The 12,698-nt window shown below is 32.6% G+C and carries 14 protein-coding genes; 8 read left to right on the top strand and 6 right to left on the bottom strand.

All coding sequences use genetic code 11. The annotated features are described in order from the left end of the window. The first annotated feature begins 274 nt into the window (after positions 1–274). Genes ABD963_RS02300 through ABD963_RS02285 form a run of 4 tightly spaced genes read left to right on the top strand, consistent with a single transcriptional unit; the run spans position 275 to position 4,351 of the window. Positions 275–847 carry a hypothetical protein gene (locus ABD963_RS02300; RefSeq protein WP_345275318.1) on the top strand — a complete coding sequence of 191 codons (573 nt, stop codon included), beginning with the start codon at positions 275–277 and terminating at the stop codon, positions 845–847. 43 nt (positions 848–890) lie between these two features. Continuing rightward, entirely contained in the window at positions 891–2,852 is a 1,962-nt protein-coding gene (locus ABD963_RS02295) for a DUF2779 domain-containing protein (RefSeq protein ID WP_345275317.1), read from the top strand. Positions 2,853–2,863: 11 nt separating this feature from the next. Beyond that, positions 2,864–3,961, top strand: a complete 1,098-nt coding sequence (locus tag ABD963_RS02290) for a hypothetical protein (protein ID WP_345275316.1) — start codon at positions 2,864–2,866, stop codon at positions 3,959–3,961. Between the two features lie 12 nt (positions 3,962–3,973). Continuing rightward, on the top strand, positions 3,974–4,351 hold the full coding sequence (locus ABD963_RS02285) for a hypothetical protein (protein WP_345275315.1): 378 nt from the start codon (positions 3,974–3,976) through the stop codon (positions 4,349–4,351). A 390-nt stretch (positions 4,352–4,741) separates the two neighbouring features. Here ABD963_RS02285 and ABD963_RS02280 read toward each other — a convergent pair whose 3' ends face one another. From ABD963_RS02280 to ABD963_RS02260, 5 genes are all read right to left on the bottom strand, one after another. Then, positions 4,742–5,500: a DUF5131 family protein gene (locus tag ABD963_RS02280; protein ID WP_345275314.1), complete on the bottom strand. Its 759-nt coding sequence runs from the start codon at positions 5,498–5,500 to the stop codon at positions 4,742–4,744. A 213-nt stretch (positions 5,501–5,713) separates the two neighbouring features. Further along, positions 5,714–6,775, bottom strand: coding sequence for an AAA family ATPase (locus tag ABD963_RS02275; RefSeq protein ID WP_345275313.1), 1,062 nt, complete (start codon positions 6,773–6,775; stop codon positions 5,714–5,716). Between the two features lie 4 nt (positions 6,776–6,779). Further along, a complete protein-coding gene (locus ABD963_RS02270; RefSeq protein WP_345275312.1) occupies positions 6,780–7,067 on the bottom strand; it encodes a helix-turn-helix domain-containing protein in 288 nt (95 codons plus the stop codon). Between the two features lie 95 nt (positions 7,068–7,162). After that, positions 7,163–8,035 carry a hypothetical protein gene (locus ABD963_RS02265; RefSeq protein ID WP_345275311.1) on the bottom strand — a complete coding sequence of 291 codons (873 nt, stop codon included), beginning with the start codon at positions 8,033–8,035 and terminating at the stop codon, positions 7,163–7,165. A gap of 3 nt (positions 8,036–8,038) precedes the next feature. After that, the gene (locus ABD963_RS02260; RefSeq protein ID WP_345275310.1) at positions 8,039–9,307 is read right to left on the bottom strand and encodes a tyrosine-type recombinase/integrase; all 1,269 of its coding nucleotides are present in this window, start codon (positions 9,305–9,307) and stop codon (positions 8,039–8,041) included. A gap of 528 nt (positions 9,308–9,835) precedes the next feature. On the opposite strand from ABD963_RS02260, the gene ABD963_RS02255 reads away from it, so the two are divergent. Further along, positions 9,836–10,030: a hypothetical protein gene (locus ABD963_RS02255; RefSeq protein WP_345275309.1), complete on the top strand. Its 195-nt coding sequence runs from the start codon at positions 9,836–9,838 to the stop codon at positions 10,028–10,030. A gap of 8 nt (positions 10,031–10,038) precedes the next feature. Here ABD963_RS02255 and ABD963_RS02250 read toward each other — a convergent pair whose 3' ends face one another. Continuing rightward, the gene (locus ABD963_RS02250) at positions 10,039–10,626 is read right to left on the bottom strand and encodes a riboflavin synthase (RefSeq protein ID WP_345275308.1); all 588 of its coding nucleotides are present in this window, start codon (positions 10,624–10,626) and stop codon (positions 10,039–10,041) included. Positions 10,627–10,692: 66 nt separating this feature from the next. Between ABD963_RS02250 and pdxA the strand changes: the two genes are divergently transcribed. The 3 genes from pdxA to rpmF all read left to right on the top strand — a co-directional run bounded on the left by pdxA (position 10,693) and on the right by rpmF (position 12,624). After that, positions 10,693–11,745 (top strand): 4-hydroxythreonine-4-phosphate dehydrogenase PdxA, encoded by a 1,053-nt coding sequence (pdxA, locus tag ABD963_RS02245; RefSeq protein ID WP_345275307.1) that lies wholly within the window; start codon positions 10,693–10,695, stop codon positions 11,743–11,745. Positions 11,746–11,871: 126 nt separating this feature from the next. Next, positions 11,872–12,411 carry a YceD family protein gene (locus tag ABD963_RS02240; protein ID WP_345275306.1) on the top strand — a complete coding sequence of 180 codons (540 nt, stop codon included), beginning with the start codon at positions 11,872–11,874 and terminating at the stop codon, positions 12,409–12,411. Positions 12,412–12,420: 9 nt separating this feature from the next. Next, the gene (gene rpmF, locus ABD963_RS02235; protein ID WP_345275305.1) at positions 12,421–12,624 is read left to right on the top strand and encodes a 50S ribosomal protein L32; all 204 of its coding nucleotides are present in this window, start codon (positions 12,421–12,423) and stop codon (positions 12,622–12,624) included. The last annotated feature ends 74 nt before the right edge of the window (positions 12,625–12,698 follow it).

Below are 12,698 nucleotides of genomic sequence, written 5' to 3'. Positions count from 1 at the left end.
GTAATGTTGTAAAAAAATAATATTATGATTATAAATTTAATTATTGTCTATTTTGTAATTGGATTATTAATAAACTACTGTGTTTCTGTTTTAGATAAAATGGAAATATTTGATGATAAACAAGCGTCCGATCAAACTTTAAATACTCACTTGGTTATTTTATTGTGGCCAATTCTTTTTGCTAGTGTTTGTTTTTATTTTTTAAAAGGAATATTCAATACGTGGACGTAATATGTCCATTTAAAGATATTCATTTGCATATAATTAATCATATATGAAACTTCCACTGCGACCATCTTTTCTATTAAAAATACCATATTTTCAAATTCTATTTGATTTGAGGTATGAAGGTTTTGCCGAAGAGTTTACCACTTACTTCAATCATAACCTAGAGACCAATCCCGAGGATAATTTAAATTTATTTAAAGAGTTTTCCCAGTTAAAATTCCGTATGGAGCAGTTGAACGTGGTCCATAATCTTGGTGTCTATTACTATAGGCACCAAAGGCAATACTGGAGTAGACGGCCAAAAAACAAAATTGATTTTTTAAAGTGGGAAAGCACATTTGGGCACTTTCTAGCAACAAGTAAGGATAAACCAGGAACGGCTGTTAAAATGGCGCCCAAATGGAATAGGTACACTGAATCATATTCTGAGTTTTTTATCACTGAATTGGATGTACATACAATTGTTATGGAAGGTTTGGACATGATGTTGCTAAGTGAAACGGTTCCATCTGCTCTGTTGCCAGCTTTTGCATTGTCCATCATGATTATATACTATGAACACAAATTAGAAATAGAAGATTTCCTTGAACAAGAAGACCCTACCAATAAAATCATATAACAGAAACCTCCTAATATTTTAAAATCAAGTATATTTAAGTCGTATGAGAGCACTCACAAAATCCAGATACAAACTGGGGCTTGAATGTCCCAATAAATTGTACTACACCAATAAGAATGAATATGCCAATACAAAACAGGATAATTCATTTTTGGAGGCACTTGCATCTGGTGGCTTTCAAGTAGAGGAGCTGGCCAAATTACATTATCCTGAAGGTGTCTTAATTGAAGATAAAAAATCCGATGGTGCCTATGATTATAAAGATAAGGTTGAAGAAACCAATAAACTGCTCCAAAATGAAAATGTGGTCATTTTTGAAGCGGCCTTTCAATTTGAAAACTTATTTATTAGAGTTGATATTCTAGAGAAAAAAGGCAACCAGATTAACCTTATAGAGGTAAAATCAAAATCATTTCAGCAAGGAAACCCTAAAAAGGAAGTAAAATTCAATACAGATTGGAAATTCTATTTATTTGATGTGGCCTTTCAGAAATACGTCATTGAAAAAGCCTTTCCTGACTTTATCGTTACTCCATTTTTAAAGTTGGCCGATAAGGACAAGACTACTACTATTGATGGTTTAAATCAACTGTTTCGAGTTTCAAAAGCTTCTGATAACCGCACTGGTATAGAAGCAAAAATAAGCAAGCTTGATAATCCTGAAAAAGAATCTGTTTTGTCGAAAGTGGATGTTTCAGATATAATCCAGAGAATAGAGTCAAGTGAGTATAGAATATTAAATGAATTCACCTTTGAAAACTCCATTCAAGTTTTGGCAAAGGCTTATGAAGAAGACCGTTTTTTTAACTATGATTTAAATTTTCAAATCTGTAAGCACTGTGAATTTAAAACCGATGGAAATACCCAAGGCTTAAAATCTGGTTTTAAAGAATGCTTTTCAAAAAAATTAGGCTGGAAAGAAGATGATTTTAAAGACCCTAATGTATTTGAAATTTGGGACTTTAGAAGATGGCCAAAGCTAAATGAAACGGTCAAAATTAAGTTAACTGAAATAGAAGATGGTGAATTTGGTGAAATAAAGGGTGCTTCTGGAAAGATGGCGAGGGTTGAAAGGCAGCTTATCCAAAAGCATAAGGCACTTGAAAATGATTTTGAACCGGAAGTCCTCAAAGAGCTCTTAAAGGCCGAAATGGTCTCCTGGAAATTCCCTTTAAACTTTATTGATTTTGAAACATCAACTGTCGCTTTACCTTTTTATTCAGGACAAAAGCCATATGAACAGATAGCCTTTCAGTTTTCCCATCACATTTATCATGAAGATGGTAGAATTGAACATGCCAATCAATATATTAATTTAAACCCCGGTGAGTTTCCAAATTTTGAATTTGTAAGGGCGTTAAGACTGGTACTGGAACAAAACGAGGGAAGTATTTTTAGGTTTTCCCATCATGAAAATACAGTATTGTGCCAGATTTTGCGGCAAATCTATAACTCTAATATTGAAGATAAGGACGATTTGTTTGTATTCATACAACAAATTACACATGCAACTAACAATCCTGAATTCTTTAGCTGGACGGGATATCGAGACATGATAGATTTATGTCAAGTGATTAAGGACTATTATTACAACCCTCATACCAAAGGAAGTAATTCCATAAAGGCCGTTCTTCCGGCTGTTTTTGAATCCAGTGAATTAATAAGAAATAAATATTCCCAACCTATTGGTGCTATTGGAATCAACTCACACAATTTTACACCTGACAAAGTCTGGCTAAACATTGAAAACGGTAAGGTGGTTGACCCTTATAAATCATTGGGAAAGCCTTTTGATAATTGGGATGATAATTTTGAAAGAGTTAGTGATATTGAGGACATTAATGACGGGGGAGCAGCTATGACTGCCTATGGGTTAGCACAGTATACTGATATGTCAGATATGGAACGTGAAAATATTAAAAAAGCCTTACTAAAGTATTGTGAGTTAGATACTTTAGCGATGGTTATGATTTATGAGCATTTAAATGAATTAACCCGCAACTGAAATAATTAGAAATGATATTACCACTTAATGACCCACGAATCCAAAATTTGCAAAAGGGAGAATTTGCAATACCTAGTTTGAATTGGAGCAGAGACCTTCAGGAATTAGATGGATATAATTTTACAGTAAAATCAAGAGTGACTTCAATGCGGAATAATGGATTTAGTTCAATAGTAAAAAAATATTTTTTAGAAGTGAGTCCAACAACTCCCAATGAAATTGAACCAGTAATTATGAAAACACTCATCAATTTTGATGTTGAAAATGACAATGGTTTATTAGATTTATTTCATTTAATTCAACTTTGGGGAGGAAATTCTAGTAGAGATAGATACCTTAAATATGCAAAAGAATCTCAATCAAAACTATTTGCAAATTATAAGGAGTTAGTTTCAAAAAGTTTAAATAAAGATTACGGGATTGAGGAAATAACAAAAGCATGTAGAAAGTTTTGTGACGAAACAAGGGGCATTAATATATCTTTTATTACTAAGCATTTAAGGTTTTGGCAAAAAGCTTTTGCTTTTGAAAATCCCTTACCAATATATGATGAAATCATGGCTAAATATACCATGGACAAAGATAGTACAACTAACAAATGGAATGACTTAAAATATTATTGGGATAGTATGCTAAGTGCCGCTGAACAAATCAAAGCTGAAAATCAAATAGAAAATTTTTCCACTTGGGAATTGGAGCGCCAGTTATTTATATTTTTTCAAAGCAAGCCAGAAGAAAACGGGTGGAACAGGCCAGATGGAACCAAGTCTAAGAAATCAACACATAAATCTAAAATTAAAAAAGAAAACATTGTTAAAAATCAAATATTAAAAGACGCCCAACAAGAAACTACGAGGTCATATATTCCTAAACAAACAGCACAATATTTAGGATTATATATCAATTCTAAATTTAAAACCAAAGAAGGATATATAGACGATAATGGCTGGTTTTGTGCAAGTGAGTTTTTGAAAAGCTTATTAAACGTTTATGGACTAAATTGGGAAGAAGGCAATACAAGAGGGGGGTCTAAAGAAAAATATAAAACCAAATTTAAATCAAAAGACGATTGTATTGACTTTTTGGGAAATAATGGATTTATAAAGTAAGGTTGAATTTAAATGTATACAAAATACAAAAAACATGTAGTTCAATATTTATTTGGTTTAATAGAGGGCTCCACTAAAGGTCTGGAAGAAGCTATTAAAGATGATTTTTTAATAGAGTTTAATATAGTTCCAGAAAAAATGGAAGTTATAGGGACAGATAGATTTCATGAAATTGAGCCGGGAAATGAAATTTGGATTGGAACCATGACAGTCACTCTAATTATTGATGGTGTAGAATTTAAAGTTAAAAGGGATTGGGCGGAAGAATATTTTATTGATGTAAAACATCCCGATTATGAAGATGAAAGTTTCTTCGATAGCCGTAAATCGTATTCACATAAAAAATATCTTGAAATTATTAATAGCTTGAACAAATCATCTTCCCGTTGAATAATAATTTTACAGATTATAACCTAAAAAGTTAGAATTACTAGTAATAGGCACCGTTTTATATTTTAGCGGGCATGATTTATAATTATTTTAATCAATATGCTGTGGATATAAATAAGCTTAAAAATGATTCCGGAGATTAAGTTAATGCTATATTATTTCTATGACCTAAAGTTTTAATTTCATTTAAAAATGCTAAAAATGGCGTTATTGGGATACCCTTCTTTCGTCACTTATAAAGTGAATTTTAGATAGTAATTTAAAAAGTTAAGTTTTGTAGTGCAGATTAATATATAAGTAAATTGCGTTACTGGAGAATAAAATCTAATAATATTAATTAAAAAAGGCATCGAAATGATACCTTTTTTAAAATTGCAATTAGAGAAAGCTCTATGCCATGACCAGATGTTTATCATAATAAACCGCAGGAAACTCACGCACTTTAAATCCTTCTGGAAATTCTTCCAAATTGCCACCATGTCTGTCTTTAAGGCTTAATTGCTTGTACTGGTATGTGCCCAATTGCTTTACAAAACAAGGCACACCACTGGATTTAGCACCTTCAATTAGATGGAGTGCCCAATCCAGTTCCATTTTACGGTAAAGGTATTTACCAGTGTCATTGCCACTCTCACCCCCAATAATGCACCAGTCCAGACCGTCCATTCTCTCATCCCACTTGATGGGGCCTAAAAGTGGTTCAAAACTGGCAAACGTTATGGATGAAAGGTCCTTGAGATACTCAAGCCGTCCCATCTGGTCTTCACTTTCAATGGAAACACCAAGCCAAACATTGTCTAATTCATCAAAACGTTCAGGTAAATGTTCCTTAATGCGTTCAGGACGTTTTGTTAATATTTGGTAGGTATGATGTGGTGTGCTTTTGATGGTTTCCCAAGCTTCATCCCTCCATCTATCAGCATCCTCAATAAACCAATCCGACCAAGAGCATGTAAAGATTAATTTGCTATCATTCCATTTTAATGGAGCTTTGAACATTGTTTTGCTTCTTAAAACTGCTGTTGGGCTTTGCCCATATATCGCTTTATCACGGTACATATAACAGTATAGGCATCCAGGTGATACCTTCCTGCACCCATGCCAGGGATTCCATGTGGACTCTGTCCACTGTATTTTGGATTTTTTCATAATTACTAATTTTAAATTTTTTTAATTCATTTAAGATTTTCCCAACCTCCATTATCTGAGGAACTTTTGGGATTCTTTTTAAATTATAATTTAGATGTGATTTCATTTTTATCAGTTTAAAGGTTTAAACCAGTTTAGTAAATCACCATCAACGGTTTATTAGTTTATGTGCCTATATATAGGCACTAAACTAAACCGATAAACTAACCTGATTTACGGAGGTTCCAGGGAAGATGTTAAACTGTATTTGCCTTTGGGGTTCTCCTGATTTATCCATTTTTTGAATTTACATTCGGTAATAAAATCTTTGGCTTGATTATCGCCTACAGTTTCTTTAAACAAGGTACTGTAAGACCGCTTTATTTGTTTTTTAAGCTCACTATACTTGAAGCCATTGTCATCGCTAAAAACATCCCCCAACAGCCTTAATTTGTCCTCGTCCTTGAGGTCGACCAACTTGGTCTTTCGGCTGCCGGATGGTGTATTTTCCACAAAATCATCTACAGCCGTTGGTAATCCATCCACTATTGTAAATGCAAAGGTTTCTGGTTCTATGTCCCTGGAGTATTCTGGTTTAACAATTGAAATGTCCTCGTTCCCGTTTTGTTTTGTTACCGATAGTACGAGCTCGGCTTTGTTTATCAATTCAGTGCCTAGATGGCCTCTGGCAAAGTCATTCCCTTTGTTCTGGTGCAATACCACTATAATCAGGATGTTTCGCTCTTCAGACCATTTCAAAAGCTTACTGCAAATCATCGTGGCCTGCCCCTCATCATTTATGGATGTTACCAGATCCCTTATGCCATCAATGAAAACAATTCCTAAATTGTCGTTAGCATAAATAACCGCTTCAATAACCTTTAGACGTTCACTGGGCTCTAATGCACGTAAATGATAGAGGTATAATTTTTCAAGTTTTTCCTTCTTGGTTAAGCTGCAAATACGTTTTTGTGCCTTTTGCACATGATACGCCCCTTGTTCAGTATCAAAATAGGCCACAGCGGATTGCTCTTTTGGCAACTCCCCTTTGTATGTGCCCAATATTAATTCGTTACTTAGAGCAGCCGAGGCAAGAATACCCAAGTAAAAAGATTTTCGGCTTTTGGCCTTGCCAATAATTACAATCTGGTTGCCTCGAGTACCAGTAGTAGTATAGCCATCAGATTTTAAGTTTTTTTGCTTTAAGGCAACTTGTGGCTCGATAAACTCTTGATCGTGGGTAATTCTTAACTTTTCCGCTTGTTGCAGATATTTGTTGTTGCTAGATGTATCCATTGCCCTATTTTTTTAATAAGGATAGACTTTCTAACAATTCACTACGCTTATAATAGCGTCTTGCACCTATGCCATAGGCCTTCACCTTGCCCTTGTTGGTCCAAGACCACAAGCTACTGCTGTCAATTTTTAAGAACTTGCATGTCTCTTCTCTGGTAAGTAGTTCTTCGTTGTAGTTTTTAGTTTCAAGCTCCTTGTGAAGCTCTGAAATTCCATTTTTAATGGATGTGCCAATTAATTGTTGAAGTTGTTCAATTGTTAGGCTTTCCAATAAGATTGCTTTTGTTTTCATAATTGCATTATTTAAGATTAAAATGCAATTATGAGGAGTGTTATTGGTGGACTAAAGTGTATTGAAAAGTGTATTAAGTGTATTTGGTGTATGCCCTATTTATCAGGGTTTGTCGTGAAATAACTATATAAATTTGAATCCATATAATTTTCAGGATTGGATTTTACATTTTCAAATAGATTGATATTGTCCTTAGCGAACTGTAAATATTCTTCACTCAATTTATCTGTTTTTAGATTCATGTATACCTCCTTTAACGCCCAACCAACCTTTTTTTTGTTAACCCGTTTGAACATAATTTTTTTCTCAAGTTTTGGAAATTCATTTTTTGTGAAATAAAAATATAAAGCATCAACTAATACTTTGTGTTCTTGGGGTATTATATAATCGACAATATTTTGCAAATATTTTTCAATTGTAGATTTTGTGTAATCATCATCGCCTATATCTACAGCCCCTTCTTTATTTTCAGATATGATGTTTGTTTCAGTCTCTTTTTTAATAATTTGTTTCTCTGGAGCATCCGACTTTTGAATACCTGATTTTTTTTCATTTATAAAATCAATTATTCTTTTAGCACTTGTAATGTAATTGTTAAGTTTTTTAAAATCTATTTCTATTTTCCCGGGTATTTGCCCTCGTATCATATAATCTTCAAAACCAATATCCGTAGATACTTTATTCAATAATATTTTCGTTTTTTCTATTTTAAAAATTTCATTAAATACTGATTCATTAACCTCTTTTAAGTCAGATATCACTACTGTTGTAGTGGAATTTATTCTTAAATCTTTAGTTGTTTTGTTTTTGAAGTAATCTGCTATTTTAATTAAAGCATTATAATAATTAGAATAATTTTCTAATTCAATTGCCAAAAAAGAATTTTCGGTATTGTCTATATAATCATTCTTATAAGAAGACATTCTTCCATTATAGTTTTTTTCATATTCTTTACTTGTTACATCCATAACTTAAAAGTATTTAGTTAATTCTAAAGCAATATCCTTATTGCTTTTACCAATATAGTTTAGGAACATTTGCTCTGTTTTATGGCCTGTCACATATATTAGAAACGATGTGGGTATCTGCCCGTAAAAATTAGTTGCAAATGATCGACGCCCAATGTGGGAGCTTATTAATTCGTGCTTTTTAAATTTTTTTGTGACTTTTCGGTATATACCGCTTTCTGGCTCTGTCTCTAATTTTTTGCTTCCAAGTACTTTTTCGTTCAATTTAGCAATGGCTCCTACCTCTTTTATATATAAATTATATTTTTGATCTGAAATGGGTGGAGGAAAATCTCCCCCTCTTTTATCCAGAATATCAAGTACATCTTGTTTTAATGGAATAGTCATTTCTTTTCCAGTCTTTTGCTGCGTAAATTCAATAAACGTTACTAGTTCCCCGTCTTTGTTAGTTTCTTGGCGTAGCATCTTTTTATTAAATCGCATAAAATCAGAGACACGTTGGCCCGTAAAGCAGCTTATGACAAGCCAATCTCTAGCATTCTCCAGCCGGTCTGTCAGTCTTTCTTTTTTGATGAGTTTTAATTTCTCAATGTCTTCTAAAGTTAAATAGATGTTTTCTGTTTTAGTGTATTTAGTTTTCAATTTTTCTAATTGGTAACTAGTTTCAATACCATTGTATCTAGCATGGTTACAAGCAGTTTTGATAGCTCGTATTGCTCTTGTTATCGTGTTTGGAGCATAACCTTTACTAAAGCAGTAATCTTCAAATGATTTTTTAAAACTTAAGTCAACATCCTTAAGAAGTAGTTTCTTTTTAGTGCTTGTTTCGTAACGTTCTAATAAATTATAGACTACATTATATTTTTTAACAGTGGAGTTAGCTAAGTCGTTAGTTTTCTCTTTAATAAAATACTTGAAATATTTTAGTAGTTCGTTAGGCAGTGCAGGAGTTTCTTTTGGTGGATTATGAAAGAAATCTATTTGGGTTTTTAGCCAATCTTTATCTACATCTTCTGGATTAGCCTCTTTAAACTTACCAAGGACATGCGATTTAAGTTTATTTAAAGCGTCGTTAACCTCGGCTTGTCTATCAATTATATCTATGTCTTTGGGATTCTTTTTCTTGTGTTCCTTTGTCCAATAGTACTTTGAAACCTCTATGCCGGATTTGGCACCATAAACATAATCTATCTCATTGTTTCTATAGAGTAGCCTTAAGATAAGTTCGGCACTATCTTTTGTGGAGCGATATAAGTAGTTGACTGAAGCCATTGAATTTAATTACAGTACAAAATTAAAAAAATTGTACGGTAGTTGTACGGCTGTATTCAATATTATCGAAATTTATCCAAACTTAAACAATACAGAAATCCTCTTAAACTTCCTATTTTATTTGGTTTTAAGGGTGTTTATTTAATTTTTGTAATAAACAGGTTAATGTGTAACTTTGGATAAAAGTGGTTCAGGTGGGACCACTTTTAGAAATTGTAAAGCCTTTCTTTTGAAAGGCTTTTTTTGTATGTGTTTTTAAAATCCCAAAATATTTAATTTCAATACAAGTAGGAGTATTTTAATTTTTGTTTTAAACTAAAATATATATATTTGTTTTTGTAAATTAAAACCGAAGATTGTTTTTATTGTCAGCTACTCTCAAACAAGTTTAAAGGTAAGGCCGTAAAAATGATTATTTAACAAAAATTTGCATTTCATCGATACTTTTAAACACTTTAAAGATGTTTTTTATCTCTTTGAAATACATTTATTTTGTTAACTCGCTTTTTTTCATACATTTGTGACCCCATGACAATACAAAATAAAAGAATTTTAGCCTCAGTCTTATTTGTATTAATAAGTTTTGCGTGTGTGGCACAACAACCACCGCCACCTGGTCCTCCCCCACCATTTGGTTTTCCTATAGACGGAGGGGTTCTGCTTGGTGCTGTTTTCGCTTTATTTTATGGTGTTAAAAAAATATTGTTAAAAAAAGAAGACTAAACAGTTTTCTAGTTAAGGTCTACAAGTTTCGCTACATATTTTCCCAAAACATCAAATTCCAAATTCACTATCGTGCCAACGGTAAAGGTATTGAAGTTCGTATGCCCATAAGTGTAAGGTATGATGGCCACACTAAAAGTATCTTTTTTTGAATTTACAACAGTTAAACTTACCCCGTTTACGGTAATAGACCCTTTTTCAATAGTGATATTATTAAAAGCGGCATCATAACTAAAAGTAAATACCCAACTGCCATTGGCTTCTTCAACATGAGTACAGGTGGCGGTTTGATCTACATGACCTTGTACAATATGGCCATCCAGTCTATCCCCTAGTTTCATAGCGCGTTCCAGATTCACTTTATCATGAAGCTTCAAGGAATTAAGGTTGGTTTTATCCAAGGTTTCCTTAATAGCCGTTACTGTGTATTCATCATTATTGATAGAAACCACTGTTAAACAAACACCATTATGTGCCACACTTTGGTCTATTTTCAATTCTGAAGTCATGTTACTTTTAATGGATACATGAAGATTACCTAATTCTTCTTTTAAATTCGATACGACACCTATGTCTTCAATTATTCCTGTAAACATATTATTATGTATTTATTTAGTTAAATTTGCAACATCAAAATTACAAACAAAAGTTATCATTTTTTAATGAAGGAAGCAGAAAATATAATAGTTGGCATTTCCATTGGCGATTTAAATGGCATAGGTGGTGAAATCATTTTAAAGACATTTGAAGACAGTAGAATGTTGGAATTTTGCACACCAGTGGTTTTTGCTTCATCAAAAGCAATGAACTTTTTTAAAACACATTTTAAATCTGAGATTAATTTTCATGTTATAAATAATTTGGACCAAATAACCATTGGAAAAGTAAATGTTTTTAACTGTTGGCAAGAACCTGTAAATATTGAGTTTGGTAAAGAAGACCAAAATATAGGTGCTTATGCTATTAAATCCTTACAAGAAGCAACAAAAGCCTTAAAAAATAATGTGATTGATGTTCTGGTTACTGCTCCCATAAATAAGCATAATATTCAATCAGAAGAGTTTAAATTTCCGGGTCACACCGATTATTTGGCAAAAGAACTTGGAGGAGACAGTTTAATGTTTATGATAACCGAAAACTTAAGGGTTGGATTGTTAACAGACCATGTTCCGGTAAAGGATATTGCCAACCATATTACTCCAGATTTAATTAAGAAAAAAATAAATACGGTTTACGAATCATTAAAAGTAGATTTCAATATTCAAAAACCAAAAATTGCAGTTTTGGGTATTAACCCCCACACTGGCGATAACGGCGTTATAGGGAAAGAAGATGACGATGTTTTAAGACCGACGCTTCAAAAAATTAAGGCCTCTGGAAAATTAGTTTTTGGTCCTTATGCGGCCGATAGTTTTTTTGGATCAAACAATTACAAAAATTTTGATGCGATTATAGCATCATACCACGATCAAGGTTTAATACCTTTTAAAACGCTATCTTTTGGACAAGGTGTTAATTACACAGCAGGATTAAATAGGGTTAGAACATCGCCCGACCACGGAACAGCTTATGAAATTGCAGGAAAAGGAGTCGCTGATGAAAACTCATTCAAGGAAGCTATTTTCAGTGCCATTCAAATTTTTAAAAATAGGGCTGATTACGAGCAACTTACCCAAAATCCATTAAAGAAAGCCTCAAAAAAGCAATTAAGTTAAGAGAGGTTTAATAGCTTAAAAATAAATGAACTCGTGTTGTTTTAAGATATGAACAAAAAATTGTTTGTAAGTAATGCCGAGTAAATAAAAATTTATATATTTGCAGGCTCAAATTAGAAGCGAGAAATGAAGCCATTGAAAGAATTTACGATTCCATTTGTGGGATTAAAGATAGGGAAGCATCATTTTGAGTATAAAGTTGAACAAGCGTTCTTTGAACATTTTGAGTATGAAGATTTTAATGATGTAAACATCGACGTAAATGTTGAATTAGAAAAAAAATCAACATTATTGGAATTGCATTTTAAAATTTCGGGATGGGTTAATGTTAATTGTGATATAACCAACGAGCCTTACAATCAAAACATAGAAAATAATTTTGATTTAGTAGTTAAGTTTGGAGACGAATATAATGATGAATATATAGACATTCTTATAGTTCCACATGGAACTTACGAAATTAATATTCAGCAATATATTTACGAACTCAGTATATTAGCCGTGCCCATCAAAAGAGTCCATCCAGGAGTTAATGATGGAACATTAGATTCCGATATACTCAAAAAATTAGAAGAGCTAAGCCCAAAGGTAAAAGAAAAAAAAGAAAAAGAAGAGGATATTGACCCTCGATGGAATACATTAAAGAAATTATTAACGGATAAATAAACATATAAAATGGCACATCCTAAAAGAAAAATCTCAAAAACCAGAAGAGATAAAAGAAGAACTCATTATAAAGCAACTGCGCCAACAATTGCTACATGCCCAACAACAGGTGAAGCACATTTATATCACAGAGCTCACTGGCATGAAGGAAAACTGTACTACAGAGGACAAGTATTAATTGACAATTCTGAAGAAGTAGAAAACGTTGCATAAATCTAATGTGCAAGTGAATTATAAAACGCTCATAATTGAGCGTTTTTTTTATGAAATGCTTTTTCTAAATCACA

It is taken from the genome of Litoribaculum gwangyangense, from assembly GCF_039543505.1.
GTDB lineage: Bacteria > Bacteroidota > Bacteroidia > Flavobacteriales > Flavobacteriaceae > Litoribaculum > Litoribaculum gwangyangense.
The sequence above is the reverse complement of the archived record's forward strand: the minus strand, read 5'-3'. Positions and strand labels throughout refer to the sequence as shown.

Excerpts from the sequence above, each read along its gene's own strand:
- ABD963_RS02300 (WP_345275318.1), top strand. The coding sequence starts at position 275 with ATGAAACTTCCACTGCGACCATCTTTTCTATTAAAAATACCATATTTT.
- ABD963_RS02295 (WP_345275317.1), top strand. The coding sequence starts at position 891 with ATGAGAGCACTCACAAAATCCAGATACAAACTGGGGCTTGAATGTCCC.
- ABD963_RS02290 (WP_345275316.1), top strand. The coding sequence starts at position 2,864 with ATGATATTACCACTTAATGACCCACGAATCCAAAATTTGCAAAAGGGA.
- ABD963_RS02285 (WP_345275315.1), top strand. The coding sequence starts at position 3,974 with ATGTATACAAAATACAAAAAACATGTAGTTCAATATTTATTTGGTTTA.
- ABD963_RS02280 (WP_345275314.1), bottom strand. The coding sequence starts at position 5,500 with ATGAAAAAATCCAAAATACAGTGGACAGAGTCCACATGGAATCCCTGG.
- ABD963_RS02275 (WP_345275313.1), bottom strand. The coding sequence starts at position 6,775 with ATGGATACATCTAGCAACAACAAATATCTGCAACAAGCGGAAAAGTTA.
- ABD963_RS02270 (WP_345275312.1), bottom strand. The coding sequence starts at position 7,067 with ATGAAAACAAAAGCAATCTTATTGGAAAGCCTAACAATTGAACAACTT.
- ABD963_RS02265 (WP_345275311.1), bottom strand. The coding sequence starts at position 8,035 with ATGGATGTAACAAGTAAAGAATATGAAAAAAACTATAATGGAAGAATG.
- ABD963_RS02260 (WP_345275310.1), bottom strand. The coding sequence starts at position 9,307 with ATGGCTTCAGTCAACTACTTATATCGCTCCACAAAAGATAGTGCCGAA.
- ABD963_RS02255 (WP_345275309.1), top strand. The coding sequence starts at position 9,836 with ATGACAATACAAAATAAAAGAATTTTAGCCTCAGTCTTATTTGTATTA.
- ABD963_RS02250 (WP_345275308.1), bottom strand. The coding sequence starts at position 10,626 with ATGTTTACAGGAATAATTGAAGACATAGGTGTCGTATCGAATTTAAAA.
- pdxA (WP_345275307.1), top strand. The coding sequence starts at position 10,693 with ATGAAGGAAGCAGAAAATATAATAGTTGGCATTTCCATTGGCGATTTA.
- ABD963_RS02240 (WP_345275306.1), top strand. The coding sequence starts at position 11,872 with ATGAAGCCATTGAAAGAATTTACGATTCCATTTGTGGGATTAAAGATA.
- rpmF (WP_345275305.1), top strand. The coding sequence starts at position 12,421 with ATGGCACATCCTAAAAGAAAAATCTCAAAAACCAGAAGAGATAAAAGA.